Origin of the sequence: Ottowia sp. SB7-C50 (assembly GCF_033110285.1) — a bacterium.
GTDB lineage: Bacteria > Pseudomonadota > Gammaproteobacteria > Burkholderiales > Burkholderiaceae_C > Ottowia.
In genome coordinates, this window is record NZ_CP136995.1 from 2,268,288 (window position 1) to 2,284,380 (window position 16,093).

General features: G+C 68.5%; 17 protein-coding genes and 1 pseudogene. 8 read left to right on the forward strand and 10 right to left on the reverse strand.

What is annotated here, in order from left to right; translation table 11 throughout:
* Positions 1-6: 6 nt before the first annotated feature.
* From R0D99_RS10750 to R0D99_RS10765, 4 genes are all read left to right on the forward strand, one after another.
* Complete coding sequence (locus R0D99_RS10750) at positions 7-630, forward strand: DUF3106 domain-containing protein (RefSeq protein WP_317748242.1); 624 nt, start codon at positions 7-9, stop codon at positions 628-630.
* A gap of 57 nt (positions 631-687) precedes the next feature.
* A complete protein-coding gene (locus tag R0D99_RS10755) occupies positions 688-1,233 on the forward strand; it encodes an RDD family protein (RefSeq protein ID WP_317748243.1) in 546 nt (181 codons plus the stop codon).
* A gap of 69 nt (positions 1,234-1,302) precedes the next feature.
* Complete coding sequence (locus R0D99_RS10760; RefSeq protein ID WP_317748244.1) at positions 1,303-1,731, forward strand: diacylglycerol kinase; 429 nt, start codon at positions 1,303-1,305, stop codon at positions 1,729-1,731.
* Positions 1,728-2,330 carry a TIGR00730 family Rossman fold protein gene (locus tag R0D99_RS10765; protein ID WP_317748245.1) on the forward strand — a complete coding sequence of 201 codons (603 nt, stop codon included), beginning with the start codon at positions 1,728-1,730 and terminating at the stop codon, positions 2,328-2,330. Before R0D99_RS10760 ends, R0D99_RS10765 begins: the two co-directional genes overlap by 4 nt.
* Positions 2,331-2,412: 82 nt before the next feature.
* On the opposite strand, the gene R0D99_RS10770 is transcribed toward R0D99_RS10765, so the two are convergent.
* The 6 genes and pseudogenes from R0D99_RS10770 to R0D99_RS10795 form a co-directional block, all read right to left on the reverse strand.
* Positions 2,413-2,622, reverse strand: coding sequence for a CsbD family protein (locus R0D99_RS10770; protein WP_317748246.1), 210 nt, complete (start codon positions 2,620-2,622; stop codon positions 2,413-2,415).
* A 179-nt stretch (positions 2,623-2,801) separates the two neighbouring features.
* Positions 2,802-4,008 (reverse strand): annotated as a pseudogene (gene hemW / locus R0D99_RS10775) (radical SAM family heme chaperone HemW).
* Positions 3,999-4,598 carry an RdgB/HAM1 family non-canonical purine NTP pyrophosphatase gene (gene rdgB / locus R0D99_RS10780; protein WP_317748247.1) on the reverse strand — a complete coding sequence of 200 codons (600 nt, stop codon included), beginning with the start codon at positions 4,596-4,598 and terminating at the stop codon, positions 3,999-4,001. Before rdgB ends, hemW begins: the two are co-directional and overlap by 10 nt.
* Positions 4,599-4,644: 46 nt before the next feature.
* Complete coding sequence (rph, locus tag R0D99_RS10785) at positions 4,645-5,376, reverse strand: ribonuclease PH (protein WP_317748248.1); 732 nt, start codon at positions 5,374-5,376, stop codon at positions 4,645-4,647.
* A gap of 17 nt (positions 5,377-5,393) precedes the next feature.
* Complete coding sequence (locus R0D99_RS10790) at positions 5,394-6,407, reverse strand: PP2C family serine/threonine-protein phosphatase (RefSeq protein ID WP_317751075.1); 1,014 nt, start codon at positions 6,405-6,407, stop codon at positions 5,394-5,396.
* Positions 6,408-6,465: 58 nt separating this feature from the next.
* Positions 6,466-7,473 carry a serine/threonine-protein kinase gene (locus R0D99_RS10795; RefSeq protein ID WP_317748249.1) on the reverse strand — a complete coding sequence of 336 codons (1,008 nt, stop codon included), beginning with the start codon at positions 7,471-7,473 and terminating at the stop codon, positions 6,466-6,468.
* Positions 7,474-7,564: 91 nt separating this feature from the next.
* On the opposite strand from R0D99_RS10795, the gene R0D99_RS10800 reads away from it, so the two are divergent.
* Positions 7,565-8,485, forward strand: a complete 921-nt coding sequence (locus tag R0D99_RS10800; protein ID WP_317748250.1) for a YicC/YloC family endoribonuclease — start codon at positions 7,565-7,567, stop codon at positions 8,483-8,485.
* Between the two features lie 97 nt (positions 8,486-8,582).
* Here the strand turns inward: R0D99_RS10800 and gshA are convergent, their stop codons facing one another.
* Positions 8,583-10,145, reverse strand: coding sequence for a glutamate--cysteine ligase (gene gshA, locus R0D99_RS10805; protein WP_317748251.1), 1,563 nt, complete (start codon positions 10,143-10,145; stop codon positions 8,583-8,585).
* Between the two features lie 70 nt (positions 10,146-10,215).
* On the reverse strand, positions 10,216-11,127 hold the full coding sequence (locus tag R0D99_RS10810; protein ID WP_317748252.1) for an SDR family NAD(P)-dependent oxidoreductase: 912 nt from the start codon (positions 11,125-11,127) through the stop codon (positions 10,216-10,218).
* Positions 11,128-11,262: 135 nt separating this feature from the next.
* On the opposite strand from R0D99_RS10810, the gene R0D99_RS10815 reads away from it, so the two are divergent.
* The 3 genes from R0D99_RS10815 to R0D99_RS10825 all read left to right on the forward strand — a co-directional run bounded on the left by R0D99_RS10815 (position 11,263) and on the right by R0D99_RS10825 (position 14,497).
* Complete coding sequence (locus R0D99_RS10815; RefSeq protein ID WP_317748253.1) at positions 11,263-12,153, forward strand: NUDIX domain-containing protein; 891 nt, start codon at positions 11,263-11,265, stop codon at positions 12,151-12,153.
* Positions 12,154-12,157: 4 nt separating this feature from the next.
* Complete coding sequence (locus R0D99_RS10820) at positions 12,158-12,868, forward strand: class I SAM-dependent methyltransferase (protein WP_317748254.1); 711 nt, start codon at positions 12,158-12,160, stop codon at positions 12,866-12,868.
* A 63-nt stretch (positions 12,869-12,931) separates the two neighbouring features.
* Positions 12,932-14,497, forward strand: coding sequence for an acyl-CoA synthetase (locus R0D99_RS10825; protein WP_317748255.1), 1,566 nt, complete (start codon positions 12,932-12,934; stop codon positions 14,495-14,497).
* 138 nt (positions 14,498-14,635) lie between these two features.
* Here R0D99_RS10825 and R0D99_RS10830 read toward each other — a convergent pair whose 3' ends face one another.
* Together R0D99_RS10830 and R0D99_RS10835 are read right to left on the reverse strand one after the other, a co-directional pair.
* Positions 14,636-14,788, reverse strand: a complete 153-nt coding sequence (locus R0D99_RS10830) for a hypothetical protein (RefSeq protein WP_317748256.1) — start codon at positions 14,786-14,788, stop codon at positions 14,636-14,638.
* A 324-nt stretch (positions 14,789-15,112) separates the two neighbouring features.
* Positions 15,113-16,084, reverse strand: a complete 972-nt coding sequence (locus tag R0D99_RS10835; RefSeq protein ID WP_317748257.1) for a DUF808 domain-containing protein — start codon at positions 16,082-16,084, stop codon at positions 15,113-15,115.
* Between the last annotated feature and the right edge of the window lie 9 nt (positions 16,085-16,093).

Here is a 16,093-nt window from a genome sequence, read left to right on the forward strand (position 1 = left end):
CGCCTGATGCGTGTGCTGCCGCCGGCCCTCCTCCTTGCACTGACGGTGTTGGTGCTGGGGCCTGCGCACGCCCAGGACCTGGCGGGCAGCCTGACGCTGGCCCAGGCCGCCGGCCACATCGAATGGGGCAGCCTGAACGGCGAGCGGCGCGCGGCCCTGCAGCCGCTTGAAAAGCTGTGGCCGACCCTCAGCGCCGACCAGCAGCGCAAGTGGGTGGCGCTGACGCAGAACTACAGCCGCATGTCGCCCGACGAGCGATCCACGCTGCAAAGCCGCATGGCCGAATGGGTCAACCTGACGCCGGCGCAGCGCACGCAGGCCCGCCTCAATTTCGGCGAGGTGCGCAAAGTGCCCGCCGACGAAAAGCGCGCCAAGTGGGAGGAATACCAGGCCCTGCCCGCCGAGCAGCGCGAGCGCCTGGCCAACGACCGGCCCAAGCTGCCGCCCGGCGCAGCCCCCGCCCTGCGCCCCGCGCCGGCCGACCGCGTGCTGCGGCCCGTGCAGCCACCCGTGCCCGCCACCGCGCAATCCAACGCGCCGGCCGGCGACACCGCGCTCAAGGTGCCGCCCGTGAATCGCAATACACTCCTGCCCGAGTCGCTGCTGCCTGCGGCGTCACCCTCGCGCTGAGCCGTTCGCGGCGCGCAACGCCGCCCGCGCCCGCTGGCGGCCCCAAAAGCCTGCTGCATGAATCCCACCGTCGCCGCCCCGGCTGCCGCCGCCGATCCTGAACCGCCTTCGCTGCGCGCGCCCTCGCTGCGCCGCCGCATGGCGAGCTGGCTGTACGAAGGCACGCTGATGTTCGGGCTGGTGGTGCTGCCGGGCCTGCTGTTCGGCATCGCCACCAACACGCGCCACGCGCTGGACAACCGCCATGGCCTGCAGGCCGTGGTGTTCGGCGTGCTGGCGGTCTATTTCGTCTATTTCTGGTGCAAGGGGCAGACCCTGCCGATGAAGACCTGGCACATCCGCATGGTCGACCGCGCGGGCCGGCGGGTGACGTGGCCGCGTGCGCTGGTGCGCTACCTGCTGGGCTGGGTGTGGTTCCTGCCGCCGCTGGCCGTCATGGCGCCGTTCGGCCTGTCGGGCGGCGAAGTGACCGTCCTGATGCTGGGCTGGGTGGCGGTCTGGGCACTGCTGAGCCTGTTCCACCCGCAGCGGCAGTTCTGGCACGACGTCATGGCCGGCACGCGCTTGATCGACGTGCGGCCCGACGCGTCGCGGCGGCGTTGACTGGCGCGCCGCACCGCACCGCACCGCACCGCACCGCACCGCACCGCAGGTCGCCGTCACAATCCTTTCATGAATCCGCCGTCCCCCGCCCCGCCGCCGCCCGCGCCCGCCGGCACTGCGCCGGTCAATCCGCAGAAGGCACGCACCGGCCTGTCGCGCGTGTGGCATGCCACGGGCTATTCCGTCGCCGGCCTGAAGGCGGCATGGCACGAAACGGCCTTCCGGCAGGAAGCCATCGCCGCCGCGGTGCTGCTGCCGGCATCGTTCTGGCTCGGGCGCCACTGGGTCGAAACGGCGCTGCTGGCCGGCTCGGTGCTGGGGGTGATGATCGTGGAATTGCTCAATACGGGCATCGAAACCGCCATCGACCGCATCGGCCCCGAATGGCACGATCTGTCCAAGCGCGCCAAGGACATGGGCTCGGCGGCCGTGCTGCTGAGCCTGGTGCTGGCCGGCGGCATCTGGATCACCGCGCTGTACACCCGCTTTTTCGCATGACATTTTCTGAACGCACTGAACCCGCCTTTTCCATCTGCGTGTATTGCGGCTCGCGCCCAGGCAACGACGCCGCCTTTGCGGACGTGGCCCGGCACGCGGGCGAGTGGATTGGCCGCCACGGCGGGCAACTGGTCTATGGCGGCGGCCGCGCCGGACTGATGGGCGTGGTGGCTGACGCCACGCTGGCCGCGGGGGGCAGCGTGGTCGGCGTCATTCCGCGCGCGCTGGTCGAACGCGAACACGCGCACCGCGGCTGTACCGAGTTGATCGTCGTCGAGACCATGCACGAGCGCAAGCGCATCATGGCCGAGCGATCCAACGCCTTCCTGGCGCTGCCCGGCGGCATCGGCACGTTCGAGGAATTCTTCGAAGCCTGGACCTGGCGCCAGCTCGGCTACCACGACAAGCCTATCGGCCTGCTCAACCAGGCCGGCTATTACGACGCCATGCTGGCCTTTCTGCGCCACGGCGTGGCCAGCGGCTTCATGGGCGCGGCCCAGATGGCGCTGATCGAAGTGGGCGACGACTGGCGCACGCTGCTGCAGACGCTGGTGCGTGAAGCCGCTTACCCGGCGCCTACGCGGCTCGATAAAGTCTGACCGTCAGCGCTTGGTGCACAAAGAAAAAACCGCGCCGGACCGAAGTCCAGCGCGGTTTTTTTACAGGTGAACAGCGGGTGGATTACCAGCGGTAGTTGGCGCGCGATTCCCAGTCGTTCAGCTGCTTCTCGGCCTCGTCCTTGGCGATGCCATAGCGCTCCTGCATCTTGCCGACCATCTGGTCGCGCTTGCCGGCGATGACGTCCAGGTCGTCGTCGGTCAGCTTGCCCCATTGCTCCTTGACCTTGCCCTTGAACTGCTTCCAGTTGCCAGCGATGGTGTCTTCGTTCATGTGGATATCTCCTTGCGTGAATCGGTTGTCGCAAGTGCTTTCGTGCGGTGACGAATCGGTATTGCCTTGCGATGGGTTGACTGTAGACAAGGGTCATCGGCGGCGCAGTAGGCGTGTGCACAAGCTGTGCGTCAGCACAGGACTACCCGCATGCGGGCGTGGTCCGACACGTCGCCCGCTCAGGCCGCGGGCAGGAACAGCTGTTGCAGATCGCTCAGAAAATCGAAGCCGCGCGCGGTCGGCGTGAACACCGCGCCCTCTTGTGCCAGCCAGCCGGATTGCTCTGCTTTTTGTAGCGCGTCGCCCAGGCTGCTGGGCGGCAGGCCGGTCTTTTCCATGTAGTCCTGCAGCGTGAAGCCGTCCTTCAGTCGCAGCGCGTTCAGCATGTATTCGAACGGCAGGTCGCGCCGCGCGACTTCATGCGCCCGCGCCACGGCGTCGCCCGCCAGCGCCTTGCTCATGTACAGGTCGGGCTGGCGATGGCGCACCTGCCGCACGATGCGGTGCGGAAAGCTCAGCTTGCCGTGCGCGCCCGCGCCCAGGCCCAGATAGTCGCCAAACTGCCAATAGTTGAGGTTGTGCACGCACCGGTGCCCGGCGCGCGCATAGGCCGACACTTCATAGCGCTCCAGTCCTGCCTGCGCGGTTGCCAGGGTGATGTGGTCCAGCATGTCCCACGCGCTGTCCTCGTCGGGCAGGCGCGGCGGAAACTTGGCGAACACGGTGTTGGGCTCCACGGTCAGGTGATAGAGCGACAGGTGCGGCGGCCTGAACGCCAGCGCCGTCTGCAGATCGCGCTCCAGATCGGGCAGGGTCTGGCCGGGCAAGGCGTACATCAGGTCGAGGTTGAAGGTGTCGAACGCGCGCGCCGCTTCCTCCACCGCCGCGCGCGCCTGCGCCGCGTCGTGCACGCGGCCAATGGCCTTCAGGTGCCGGTCGTCGAAGCTCTGCACGCCGATGGACAGGCGTGTGACACCCGCGGCGCGAAACGCCGCAAAGCGCTCGCGCTCGAAGGTGCCGGGGTTGGCCTCCAGCGTGACTTCGCAGGCAGGCGCCAGCGGCAGGCGCGCCCGCACGCCCGCAATCAGCCGGTCGATCTGCTGCGGCTCGAACAGGCTGGGCGTGCCGCCGCCGATGAACACGCTGTGCACCTGGCGCCCCCACACCAGCGGCAGGCTGGCTTCCAGGTCGGCCATCAGTGCATCGACGTAGCGCGACTGCTGCGCCAGCGCGTCGGCTTCCGGGCGCCGCTCATGCGAATTGAAATCGCAGTACGGGCACTTCTTCAGGCACCAGGGCAGGTGCACGTACAGCGACAGCGGGGGGCAGCGCCGACAGTTGCAGCGTGCCGGGGCGCAGGTAGTGGGCGACCTCGTTCACAGCCAGCGTTCGCGCATCAGTTGCACCATCTGCGCGGCGGCGCGGCCGCGGTGGCTGTGCGCGTTCTTCACGTCGGGCGGCAGTTCGGCAAAGGTCTGGCCGAATTCGGGGATGAACATCACCGGGTCGAAGCCGAAGCCGCCGCTGCCGCGTCGCTCGCGCGCGATCTCGCCCACCACGCGGCCAACGGCGATCAGCGGCTCGGGGTCGTCCGCCGAGCGCAGCGCCACCAGCGTGCTGACCATGGCGGCGCGGCGCTGGTCTATGTGCTGCATCTGCTCGAGCAGCGCGCGCACGTTGTTGGCGTCGCCCTTTTCGTAGCCGAACTGCGTCGCGTAGTAAGCGGTGTCCACGCCCGGCAGGCCGCCAAAGGCGTCGACGCACAGGCCGGCATCGTCGGCCAGCGCCGGCAGGCCTGACGCGGCAGCGGCGTGGCGCGCCTTGGCCAGCGCGTTTTCGACGAAGGTGCGAAACGGCTCCTCGGCCTCGCCGATGCCCAGGTCGGCCTGGCGCAGCAGGTTCATGCCCAGCGGCGCCAGCATGGCCTGCAGTTCTGCCAGCTTGCCGGCGTTGTTGGATGCGAGAACGATCTTCATGCTAAAAAAAAGGCTCCAGCGCCCGTCTGACAAGCGCAAGCAGCTATCATTTTGATAGAGCGGCGCGCTGCATGGTGGTCAGCTCGCCAATGCCCTTTTCGGCCAGCCGCAGCAGCTGGTCCATTTCGGCGCGCGAAAACGCAGCGCCTTCGGCCGTGCCCTGCACTTCGACGTAGTGGCCGGCGCCGGTCATCACCACGTTCATGTCGGTGTCGCAGGCCGAATCCTCGCGGTAGTCCAAATCGAGCAACGGCACGCCGCGCACGATGCCGACCGAAATGGCGGCCACGGGGTGCAGGATGGGCGATTCGGTGATGGCGCCGCGCGCCAGCAGCCACGTCACCGCATCGTGCGCAGCCACGTAGGCGCCTGTGATGCTGGCGGTGCGCGTGCCGCCGTCGGCCTGGATCACGTCGCAGTCGAGGTGAATGGTGCGCTCACCCAGCTTGCGCAGGTCGAACACCGCGCGCAGGCTGCGGCCGATGAGGCGCTGGATCTCCTGCGTGCGGCCGCTTTGCTTGCCGCGCGCGGCCTCGCGGTCGCCGCGGGTGTGGGTGGCGCGCGGCAGCATGCCGTATTCGGCCGTCACCCAGCCTTCGCCGCTGCCGCGCTTGTGAGGCGGCACTTTTTCCTCGACCGACGCGGTGCACAGCACCTTGGTCTGCCCGAATTCGATCAGCACGGCGCCTTCGGCATGCACGGTGTAGCCGCGCGTGATCGTGACAGGGCGCAGCGCGTCGGCCGCGCGATCAACCCGAAGTGAAAAAGAGTCGCTCATATCTAGCTAATGTCCATTCAAAAAGGCAGGAAAGGCCGCGGAGCAGGCCATGCGGGAACGCCGTGGAACGGGCTTGGCCCGGCCACTGGCGTTGTCCCCCTGGGGGAAGGCGCGCAGCGCCTCAGGGGGGGCATTTTCTTCGTGCGCTGGATGGCGTCGTTGATCTCGGCGATGGAGCGTTCGATGGCGTCTTCGTCCATCTCCTCCAGCAGAGGGTCGATGCCGCCGCCCTGGATGGTGGACGCAAACACGTCTTCCGCCATGAAGTCGGTTTCGGTGAAGCCACTGCGTTCGCGGCTGGCATCGGCGGGGGTTTCCCATTCGATGGCCAGCGCCGTCACATTGTCGGACCTTTCGCCCGCGAAATGCAGCGCGCCGTCCACCAGCACCGGCACGGCGCGGGCGACGGGCATGGCCGTGAGCGTGCGCACGATCTGCTCGTCCGGCACGCTGCTCCAAAGACCGTCGGAGCACAGCAGCACCCGGTCACCCTCGGCCAGCCGCAGCGGGCCGGATTCGTCGAACAGCGGGCGGACCGTGGAACCGAGGCAGGTGTACAGCACGTGGCGGTTGACTTCCCTGGGTTCGGCGCCGGCCTTGGAATGCGCCTCGATGTACGAATGGTCGCGCGTGCGTTCGAGCAGCGCACCGTCGCGCACCACGTACAGCCGCGAATCGCCGCAACTGATCCAGTGCAGCGCCCCCTCCTGCACCACGCCCGCCACCAGCGTGGTGCGCGGGGTGTCGAGCAGGCCGCGCGCGCTGGCGTAGCGAATGATCTGGTGGTGCGCCGCCATCAGCGCGGACGCCAGGAAGGCCCCCGGTGCCGGCAGCAGCGGCCGGGCTTCGCGCTGGAACAGCGCAGACAGCGACTGCAGCGCGATCTGCGCCGCCACCTCGCCTTCGGGGTGGCCGCCCATGCCGTCGGCCAGCACAAACAGCCCCGACTCGCGCGTGTAGCAATAGCCCATGCGGTCTTCGTTCTTCTCGCGGCCGCCCTGGCGGCTGAGCTGGAATACCGAGAACTTCATCGTCAGCGCCAGAAACACCACGGGGCGCAGCGCGCCAAGGCGTGCGGATGCGCGGCGCTCACTTCAGCCGCGTCCCCAGACGCGTGGCCCGCTGCAGGCTTTTCTTGGTGTCGTTCAGCATGTTGTCGAACTGCAGGCGCACCCGGTCACCCACCGACAGCTGGGTGTACTGGCGTTCGCCCTCGCGGCTGAGTTCCTTCTGCAGCGCAAACACCGATTGCGGGCGCGACAGCGGATCGAGCGACATGCACCACTCAACGACTTCGATCAGGTTGTCCGAATACACGCCGCGCAGGCGCGTCAGCGACAGCGCCAGGCGGTCCTTGTCCAGGCGCTGCGGCGCGTCGTTGGGCGGGTAGCCATGCATGCACGAATAGATGCAGGCGCCGATGGCGTAGATGTCCGTCCACGGGCCCATGGCCGAGTCGCGGCGGTACATCTCGGGCGCGGCGAAGCCGGGCGTGTACATGGGGCGGGTGAAGTCGCCTTCCTTGTTGAGCACCTCGCGCGCGGCGCCGAAGTCGAGCATCACCGCCTTGTTGTCGTCGGTGATGAAGACGTTGGCCGGCTTCAGGTCCAGGTGCAGCATCTTGTGCTGGTGCACGATGCGCAGTCCGCGCAGAATCTCGTCGAACAGCGAGCGGATGGTGGATTCGCGGAACACCTTCGGCTTCTTCAGTTCGCGCGCGGTGAGGATGAAGTCCTGCAGGGTCGCGCCCTCCAGGTAGTTCATCACCATGTAGACGGTTTCGTTCTGCCGGAAGAAGTTCAGCACGCTGACCACGGACGGGTGCGAAATCTGCGCCAGCGAGCGGCCTTCCTCGAAGAAGCTCTTGAGGCCCAGCCGGTACAGCGACAGCTTTTCGGGTGCGACCTGCGGCACCAGTTCGCCCGGTGAGCGCATGGTCAGTGCCGACGGCAGGTATTCCTTGATCGCCACCTGCTGGCCTTCGGCATCGACCGCCAGGTAGACCACGCCAAAGCCGCCCGACGAAATGCGGCGCACCACGCGATAGCCCCCGATCCCGGTGTCGGGCGGCAGCGGTGCTGGCTTGGGCTTTGACATAATTTGTGGCGACCGGATCGGCCCGTGCGACACTGCCTGCGCGCCGATCAATTCCTCCAATCGCCGAGACCGCTTCGCACCGGAAAACAGAATGTCAGTTTACAGTATGACGGGTTACGCCAGCGGCCAGCAGGACGTGGCCAACGGCGCGGCGGACGGTGCTTCGGCCGGGCGGTCGCAGGCGCGGCTGGGGCTGGAACTGCGCTCGGTCAACAGCCGGTTCCTGGACCTCGGGTTTCGGCTGTCCGACGAGTTGCGACAGCACGAGCCGGCCTTGCGCGAACTGCTCAACCGGCGCCTGAAACGCGGCAAGGTCGAATTGCGCGCCTATCTGCAGGAAGCCGGCACCGCCGCGCTGGCCGACCCGCCCGCGCGCATGCTGCAGCGGCTGGCCTCGGTGCAGGACCAGGTGCGCGCCTGGCTGCCCAACGCCGCGCCCTTGTCGGTGGCCGAGGTGCTGCGCGTGACCGGCGGCGCCGAAAGCGTCAGCGACGAAGACACCGCCGCCGCGCTGCCGGGCCTGGCGGCCAGCGTGCTGGACGACTTCATGGCCGCGCGGGCGCGCGAAGGCGAACGCCTGGCCACGTTGATCCGCGATCGCGTGGCGCAGTTGCGCGACCTGGCGCGCCTGGCCGAGCCGCTGGTGCCGCAGGCGGTGGAGGCGCAGAAGCAGCGCTTCATCGCGCGCTGGAACGAGGCGCTGGCGGGCCACGAAGGCCAGGTCAGCGCCAGCGCCGCGCAGGAGCGCGCATTGACCGAAGCCACGGCCTTTGCCATCCGCATCGACGTGGCCGAGGAACTGGGCCGGCTGGCCGCCCATCTGGACGAAATCGAAGCGGTGCTGGCCAAGGGTGGCGAAGCCGGCAAGCGGCTCGACTTCCTGATCCAGGAACTGCACCGCGAGGCCAACACGCTGGGCTCGAAATCGGCCGCGCTGGAGCTGACGCGCATCTCGGTGGACATGAAGGTGCTGATCGAGCAGATGCGCGAGCAGGTGCAGAACATCGAATAGATTGCTGTTTTTTTGATAGCTGGCTGCGCTTGCCAGTCATGCGCTGGCGGCCAATAGACCGCCCAAACTGTGCCCCCGCCGCGCGGGCGCCTACCGCTCAGACCGATTCCGCGCCCGCCAAGACCGCGCCCTGGCTCAACCCCAGGCGCTGCGGCGCCGTGTATTGCTGCCGATACAGCTCGAACGGCATGGTGTCAGACGCCTCGATGCGCTTCTGCTCGGCCTCCGAATGGGCCGCCAGCTGGTCAAACAGCGCCTTCAGCTCGGCCGGGTACGGCAGCGCCAGCAGGCGTGCGCGGGCCTCAATCGAACGGGCTTTGACGAAGGCGACAAAGCTGTTGTCGTACTCGGCCTGCATGGCCTGCAGCACGCGCGCCGACGGCAGTGTGTCGGGCGCGGCCAGCGCGGCGCGCGCGGCGCCCAGCGCTTCGGCATAGGCGTTTTCGCCGTCCAGCGCGTCCATGGCGGCGGCAATGGGCTGCAGCTGCGCCACGATGTCAGCCGCCCAGTCGGCCAGGGTCACCTGCGCGCCGGCGCGGGCCAGCAGCAGCCCCGGCTCGCGGCCGCGCGCGGCCGTCAGGTGCTGGTTGTTCTTCAGCGCCACGATCTCCGCCGGCGAATCGGGCGGGCTGTCCGACAGCAGGCAGTACAGCAGGAACAGGTCCAGAAACCGCGCCGTGTGCGCCTGGATGCCGATCGATTCGAACGGGTCCAGGTCCATCAGCCGCACCTCGACGTATTCGACGCCGCGCTCGCGCAGCGCATGCAGCGGCCGCTCGCCGGGGTAGATGACGCGCTTGGGGCGGATGGTGCCGTAGAACTCGTTTTCGATCTGCAGCAGCGTGGTGGCCAGCTGGTTGTAGTCGCCGCCCGGATTGCGGATGCCGATGGCCTCGTACGGCGGGTACGGGCGCGTCAGCGCGTCTTCCAGCGAGGCGGCGTAGCGCTCCAGGCTGTTGTAGCTGACGGCCAGCTGCCCCTGCGCATCGCTCTGGTAGCCCAGCCGCCCCATGCGCAGCGACGTGGCGTGCGGCAGGTACATGGTGCGCTCGGCCAGCGACTGCAGCTCATGCTCGCGGCCGGCGACGAAGGACGAACACACCGCCGGCGAGGCACCGAACAGGTACAGCACCACCGGCGCGTTGCGCCGGAAGTTGCGGATCAGCGCGAAGTAGCCGGCGCTGTCCACGCCCGGCAGCGACCAGTTGTAGTGGATGCCCGAAATGGTCTGCATGCGCCGGCCATAGCGGTGGCCCAGCCCCATGCGGTAGACGCTCTTGGCGCGGCCGACGTTGCTGCCGCCATAGCGGCCCAGCGGAATGGTCTCGTCGGTCGGCAGGCCGCAGGGCATGCTGCTGACCCACAGCATCTCGCCGCCGGCGGCCGCCAGCTCGTGATAAACCACCTGGTGGATGCGCGTCAGCTCGGCCAGCGCCGCGTCCACGTCGGCGTGCACGCCGGTCACCAGTTCCAGCTGCGATTCGCTGAAATCGGTGGTGATGTGCGGGTGCGTCAGGGGCGAGCCGAGCGCGGCCGGATGCGGCGTCAGCGCCAGTTGGCCGCCGGGCTGCGCGCGCAGGCTTTCCTTCTCGATGCCGCGGCGTATGCCGCGCAGACGCTGGAGCGTCAGCGAGGCCAGCCGGTCCCTCAGCGTGGTCATGTGTCCGGTTCCGATGTGTCAGGCGGGGTGGCGAAGTTAGCACAGCTGCCGATTTGCCGCCTGACGCGGGTCAGCCGCGCGCCGCCAGCGCCTTCCCCAGCTCGTTGCTGCCCTGCTCGGCGCCGCTTTGCGGGACGGTCTGGCCGGTGCCGTCGGTCACCTGCGCCAGCGCGGCCAGCAGGCGCTCGGGCGTGTCGGGCGTCAGGCCCAGATGGACGCCCTGGGTCAGCGTGATGTGCGCGGCCTCGTACGTGCCGGCCCCGGCGCACAGGATGGTGCGGGTGGGCGCCTGCTCGCTGGCCAGCACCAGCATGGCCGGCACCACCGCCTCGGGCTTGAGCGCGGCCAGCACCTCGGGCGGCAGCAGGCCTTCGGTCATGCGCGTGGCGGCCGTGGGCGCCAGGGCGTTGACGTGGATGCCGTTCTTGGCGCCCTCGATGGCCAGCGTCTGCATCATGCCCACCTGGGCCAGCTTGGCCGCGCCGTAATTGGTCTGGCCGAAGTTGCCGTACAGGCCGGTGGACGACGTCGTCATGACGATGCGGCCGTACTTCTGCGCCACCATGTGCGGCCACACGGCCTTGGCGCAGTGCGCGGCGCCCATCAGGTGCACGTCCACCACCAGGCGGAAGTCGGCCATGTCCATCTTGGCGAAGCTCTTGTCGCGCAGGATGCCGGCGTTGTTGACCAGGATGTCGACGCGGCCCCAGGTGTCCACCGCCTGCTGCACCATGGCCTGCACGGCGTCCCAGTCGGTGACCGATGCGCGGTTGGCGATGGCTTCGCCACCGGCGGCGCGAATCTCGTCCACTACCTTCTGCGCCGCGGTGACCGAGCCGCCGCTGCCGTCCACCGCGCCGCCCAGGTCGTTGACCACCACTTTCGCGCCGCGCTCGGCCAGCGCCAGTGCGTGCAGCCGGCCCAGCCCGCCGCCGGCGCCGGTGACGATGGCCACACGGCCGGTGAAGTCGATCTTGTCCATGTTCCGTTGCTCCTTGATTGCTCTCGAACCGCGGCGACTTTAATTCACCCGCCCCGCATCCCCTGTTGCGTAGGAGTCTGCGCGGCAGACTCCTGGCGGACAGAGCCGCCGCCCGTCCCGCAGCACAATGCCGCCATGGAACTGAACCACGACGTGATCGACACCCCGCCGCGCGACGCCGCCAGCGTGGTCATGCTGCGCGACGGCGCGGCCGGGCTGGAAGTGCTGCTGCTGCGCCGCCACACCGATTCGGCCGTGCTGGGCGGCGCCTACGTCTTTCCGGGCGGCAAGGTGGACGCCGCCGACAGCAGCGCCGACATGCTGGCGCGGCTGGACCGCGCGCCGTCCGAGCTGCAGCCGCGCCTGGGCGAGCCCGGCCTGTCGCCCGAGCAGGCCGCCGCCTTCTATGTGGCCGCCGCGCGCGAGGCGGCCGAGGAATCCGGCGTGCTGTTCCTGCAGGTCGGCGCCGACGAGATCGCCACCCGCAGCGCCGACACCTGCGCCCGCCTGCGCGCCGGCGAGCCGTTCGCCGCCCTGCTGGCCGAGGCGCAAGCCCGGCTCGACACCGACGCGCTGGCCCCGTGGTCGCGCTGGATCACGCCGCGCCGGCCCTCGGTGATGAACAAGCGCTTCGACACACGCTTTTTCCTGGCCGCCGTGCCGCCGCTGCAGGAGGCGCGGCACGACGACTTCGAGGTGACCGAGGCGCGCTGGCTGACCCCGCGCGCCGCCCTGCGCCAATACCAGTCGCACGAGATCGACCTGGCGCCGCCGCAGATCGTCGGCCTGCTGCACCTGCTGCAATACCGCGACGTGGCGCACGCCATGCAGGACGCCCGTTCGCGCCCGCCGCCGCTGATCGTGCCCGAGCCGGTGGAAACCGGCGACACCCGGGTGCTGTGCTACCCCGGTGACGAACACCACCCCGTGCCCACGCGCGCCCTGCCCGAGCCGGTGCCCACCCGCGTCGTCTGGCGCAACAAGCGCTTTGAGCCGCCGCAGGGCTTCAACGCCTTTCTGGACTAGGGCCATGGAAATCCCCGACACCCCCGCCACCGACCTCGTCACCGACGAACTCGCCCTGCTGCACCGGCTGGTGCCGCTGCACGCCCAGCGCATCGTCGAGTTGGGTTGCGGCGCGGCCTACCTGTCGCGCAAGCTGCTGGCGGCCTACCCGGCCTGCCACGTCACCGGGCTGGAAGTGGACGAGCGCCAGCACGCCAGCAACCTGGCCCAGCCGCACCCGCCCCAGCTGGACTTCGTCGCCGCCGGTGCGCAGGCCATTCCGTTCGACGACGGGCGGTTCGATCTGGCGCTGATGCTGAAGTCGCTGCACCACGTGCCGCTCCAGGCGATGGACCGTGCGCTGGCCGAAACGCGCCGCGTACTGCGGCCCGGGGGCCATCTGTATGTGTCCGAGCCGGTGTTCACGGGCACGCTCAACGAGGTCGTGCGCCTGTTCAACGACGAGCAGGCGGTGCGCCACGCGGCCTACCAGGCGCTGCAGCGCGCCGTGGCGGGCGGCGGCTGGCGGCAGGTGACCGAAGTCCACTTCGGCGTGCCCGTGCGCTATGCCGACTTCGACGACTTCGAACGCCGCATGACCGACGTGACCTATGCCGAACGGCGCTTTGATGCCGCCATGCGCCAGCGCGTGCGCGAACGCTTCGAAGCCCTGCAGCCCGCGCCCGGCGAGCCCTTCATCCGCCCGATGCGCGTCAATCTGCTTCAAAAACAATAGCTGTCAACGCAGCTTTGAACAGCGCCAGAGGCCTGATTCATTCCAAATCCTGGAGACCCCGCCATGAACCCCGCCATCCGCCGCCAGACCGTGGGCGACATCCTGCGCCGCACCGCCATCCGCCTGCCCGACAAACTGGCCATTGCCTGCGGCGACACGCGCTGGACCTATGCCGAATTCGACGCGCTGGTGTCGCGCCTGGCCGCCGGGCTGGCGCAGCGCGGCATCCGCTGCGGCGACAAGGTGGCCGTGCTGGCGCGCAATTCGCACGGCTTTGCCGCGCTGCGCTTTGCGCTGGCGCGGCTGGGCGCGGTGCTGGTGCCGATCAACTTCATGCTGAAGGCAGAAGAAGTCGCCTACATCCTGCGCCACGCCGGCGCCCGGACCTTGGCCACCGATTCGGGCCTGGCGCCCTTGGCACGGGCGGCGGCCGCTATCGAAACTGAAGTGACAGACTTCATCTGGCTGCCCGGCGAAGCCCCCGGCGAACCGGCCGAGGGCATGGTCAGCTTTTACGACTTGGCCGCGTGCAGCGCGCCGCTGCCCGACACGCCGCTGCAAAGCACCGACCTGCTGCAGATCGTCTACACCAGCGGCACCGAAAGCTCGCCCAAGGGCGCGATGCTGACGCACGACGCCGTGCTGTGGCAGTACGTCAGCTGCTGCATCAACGCCGAGGTGGCCGAAGCCGACGTCGCCCTGCACGCGCTGCCGCTGTACCACTGCGCGCAGCTCGATGTGTTCTTTGGCCCGGCGATCTACGTCGGCTCGACCAACTACATCACCAGCCAACCCACGCCCGACAACCTGCTGGCCCTGATGGCCGCGCACGGCATCACCAGCTTCTTCGCCCCGCCCACGGTGTGGATCGCGCTGCTGCGCTCGCCGCTGTTCGACCAGACCGATCTGAGCCAGCTGGCCAAGGGCTACTACGGCGCGTCGATCATGCCGGTGGAGGTGATGAAGGAGATCGCGCGCCGCCTGCCCAAGGTGCGGCTGTGGAACCTGTACGGCCAGACCGAGATCGCGCCGCTGGCGACGATGCTCGGCCCCGATGACCAGCTGCGCAAGCCCGGCTCGGCCGGCCGCGCCGTGCTGAACGTGGAAACGCGGGTGGTCAATGACGACATGCAGGACGTCGCCGTAGGCGAAGTGGGCGAAATCGTGCACCGCTCGCCGCACCTGATGCTGGGCTATTTCAACGACCCGGAGCGCACGGCGGCGGCCTTCAGCGGCGACTGGTTCCACTCGGGCGATCTGGGCACCATCGACGACGAGGGCTACATCAGCGTGGTCGACCGCAAAAAGGACATGATCAAGTCCGGCGGCGAAAACGTCGCCAGCCGCGAGGTCGAGGAGATGATCTACCGCCTGCCGCAGGTGAGCGAGGTCGCCGTCATCGGCCTGCCCGACCCGAAATGGATCGAGGCCGTGACGGCGGTGATCGTCGTGAAGCAGGGCCAGGACCTGACCGCGCAGGCCGTCATCGACCACTGCAACGCGCACATGGCGCACTTCAAGAGCCCCAAGCGCGTGGTGTTCGCCGAGGCGCTGCCGAAAAATCCGAGCGGAAAACTGCTCAAGCGCGAATTGCGCAAGACGGTGGGCGTGGCGGCCGGGGTCGACTGAGCGCGTGGTGATTTTCGGGCGGCATTTTTATCGCCGCCCGAAAAAATCACGGACCTGTTTCCCCCACTGATTTTCAGCGGTCAGGAAAATAATCCCACCGAATACGCCCGGCCGCGAAAGCCAGCCGGGCGGCCGAACTCAGTGCGCCCGGCTGACCGGCGCTGAGCGTGCGGGCCGGTGCAAAATCCGTTCGATCTCGGCGACGCTGGTGTTGCGGGGGGCGCGCATTTCCACGGCGCCGAAAGCCTCTGTCCAGCGGTCATGCAGTTCGTCCCAGGTCATGTCGCGCATGCCGGACGTTCTTTGGCGGTTCACCCAGTGCCGCCAGCACGGGGTGTGGTAGCTCGAATCCTGCATGAGAATCGAGTCGCCGTCATAATTGGCCCATTCGGGGGGTGCTGATATTTCCTTTGGTTGCGTAAGTCATGCCTTTAACATAGCATAACTCGGCATCACATTTCAAGCCCTGCCATTTTTTTACGGCCAGCAACGCCAAAATACAGAAAATCGGCGCGGGCGCAAGCGCCTGAAAATGGCCAAAAAATCGCCCTGGCAGACGAGAAAATCCGGGGCAGCCTGACCTGAAAATGCCGCCCCGCGCGGCGGCTGCCTCGCTCAGTGCGCCAGGGCGGGCTGGCCGCGCAGCTTCTTGAACAGCGTCACCACGGCCACCACGGCCGCGCCCGTCACGATGCCCACGCCCGCGTTGGCCGCTTGCTCGAGCAGCCACCCCATGCCGCCCGCCGCTTCGCGCCACTGCTGAATGAGGTGATGCAGCGGCGCGATGCCGTGGGCGATGATGCCGCCGCCCACCAGGAACATCGCCGCCGTGCCGGCGACCGACAGAAACTTCATCAGCCACGGCGCCAGCCAAAGAATGCCGCGGCCGATGGCCTGCGCGGTGCCGCTGGCCTTGCGGCTGAGCCACAGGCCCAGGTCGTCCAGCTTGACGATGCCGCCCACCAGCCCGTACACGCCCACCGTCATCAGCAGCGCGATGCCGACCAGCACCGCCAGCTGCGTCCAGAAATCGGCCTGCGCGACGGCGCCCAGCGTGATGGCGATGATCTCCGCCGACAGGATGAAGTCGGTGCGCACGGCGCCCTTGATCTTGTCCTTTTCCATCGCGGCCAGGTCGACGTCGGGCTGCGCCAGCTCGTGCTTCAGCTGGTCGAGCTTGGAGGCTTCCTGCTCGCCGGGATGCAGCAACTTGTGCGCGACCTTTTCAAAGCCTTCAAAGCACAGGAAGGCGCCGCCCACCATCAGCAGCGGCGTCACCGCCCAGGGCGCGAAGGCGCTGATCGCCAGCGCCGCCGGCACCAGGATGGCCTTGTTCAGCAGCGAGCCCTTGGCCACCGCCCACACCACCGGAATCTCGCGGTGGGCGCTGACGCCCGTCACCTGCTGGGCGTTCAGCGCCAGGTCGTCGCCCAGCACGCCGGCGGTTTTCTGCGCCGACAGCTTGGTCAGCACGGCCACGTCATCGGCCATGGCGGCGCTCTTGCGCGCGGCGACCTTGGTCATGACGGAGACATCGTCCAGCACGGTGGCAATGTCGTCGAGCAGGGCAAGCAGGCTGGTGGCCACGGGGTTCCT

What these genes read in the sequence shown, in the direction of transcription:
- R0D99_RS10750 (WP_317748242.1), top strand. Translation starts at nt 7, where the DNA reads ATGCGTGTGCTGCCGCCGGCCCTCCTCCTTGCACTGACGGTGTTGGTG.
- R0D99_RS10755 (WP_317748243.1), top strand. Translation starts at nt 688, where the DNA reads ATGAATCCCACCGTCGCCGCCCCGGCTGCCGCCGCCGATCCTGAACCG.
- R0D99_RS10760 (WP_317748244.1), top strand. Translation starts at nt 1,303, where the DNA reads ATGAATCCGCCGTCCCCCGCCCCGCCGCCGCCCGCGCCCGCCGGCACT.
- R0D99_RS10765 (WP_317748245.1), top strand. Translation starts at nt 1,728, where the DNA reads ATGACATTTTCTGAACGCACTGAACCCGCCTTTTCCATCTGCGTGTAT.
- R0D99_RS10770 (WP_317748246.1), bottom strand. Translation starts at nt 2,622, where the DNA reads ATGAACGAAGACACCATCGCTGGCAACTGGAAGCAGTTCAAGGGCAAG.
- rdgB (WP_317748247.1), bottom strand. Translation starts at nt 4,598, where the DNA reads ATGAAGATCGTTCTCGCATCCAACAACGCCGGCAAGCTGGCAGAACTG.
- rph (WP_317748248.1), bottom strand. Translation starts at nt 5,376, where the DNA reads ATGAGCGACTCTTTTTCACTTCGGGTTGATCGCGCGGCCGACGCGCTG.
- R0D99_RS10790 (WP_317751075.1), bottom strand. Translation starts at nt 6,407, where the DNA reads ATGAAGTTCTCGGTATTCCAGCTCAGCCGCCAGGGCGGCCGCGAGAAG.
- R0D99_RS10795 (WP_317748249.1), bottom strand. Translation starts at nt 7,473, where the DNA reads ATGTCAAAGCCCAAGCCAGCACCGCTGCCGCCCGACACCGGGATCGGG.
- R0D99_RS10800 (WP_317748250.1), top strand. Translation starts at nt 7,565, where the DNA reads ATGTCAGTTTACAGTATGACGGGTTACGCCAGCGGCCAGCAGGACGTG.
- gshA (WP_317748251.1), bottom strand. Translation starts at nt 10,145, where the DNA reads ATGACCACGCTGAGGGACCGGCTGGCCTCGCTGACGCTCCAGCGTCTG.
- R0D99_RS10810 (WP_317748252.1), bottom strand. Translation starts at nt 11,127, where the DNA reads ATGGACAAGATCGACTTCACCGGCCGTGTGGCCATCGTCACCGGCGCC.
- R0D99_RS10815 (WP_317748253.1), top strand. Translation starts at nt 11,263, where the DNA reads ATGGAACTGAACCACGACGTGATCGACACCCCGCCGCGCGACGCCGCC.
- R0D99_RS10820 (WP_317748254.1), top strand. Translation starts at nt 12,158, where the DNA reads ATGGAAATCCCCGACACCCCCGCCACCGACCTCGTCACCGACGAACTC.
- R0D99_RS10825 (WP_317748255.1), top strand. Translation starts at nt 12,932, where the DNA reads ATGAACCCCGCCATCCGCCGCCAGACCGTGGGCGACATCCTGCGCCGC.
- R0D99_RS10830 (WP_317748256.1), bottom strand. Translation starts at nt 14,788, where the DNA reads ATGCGCGACATGACCTGGGACGAACTGCATGACCGCTGGACAGAGGCT.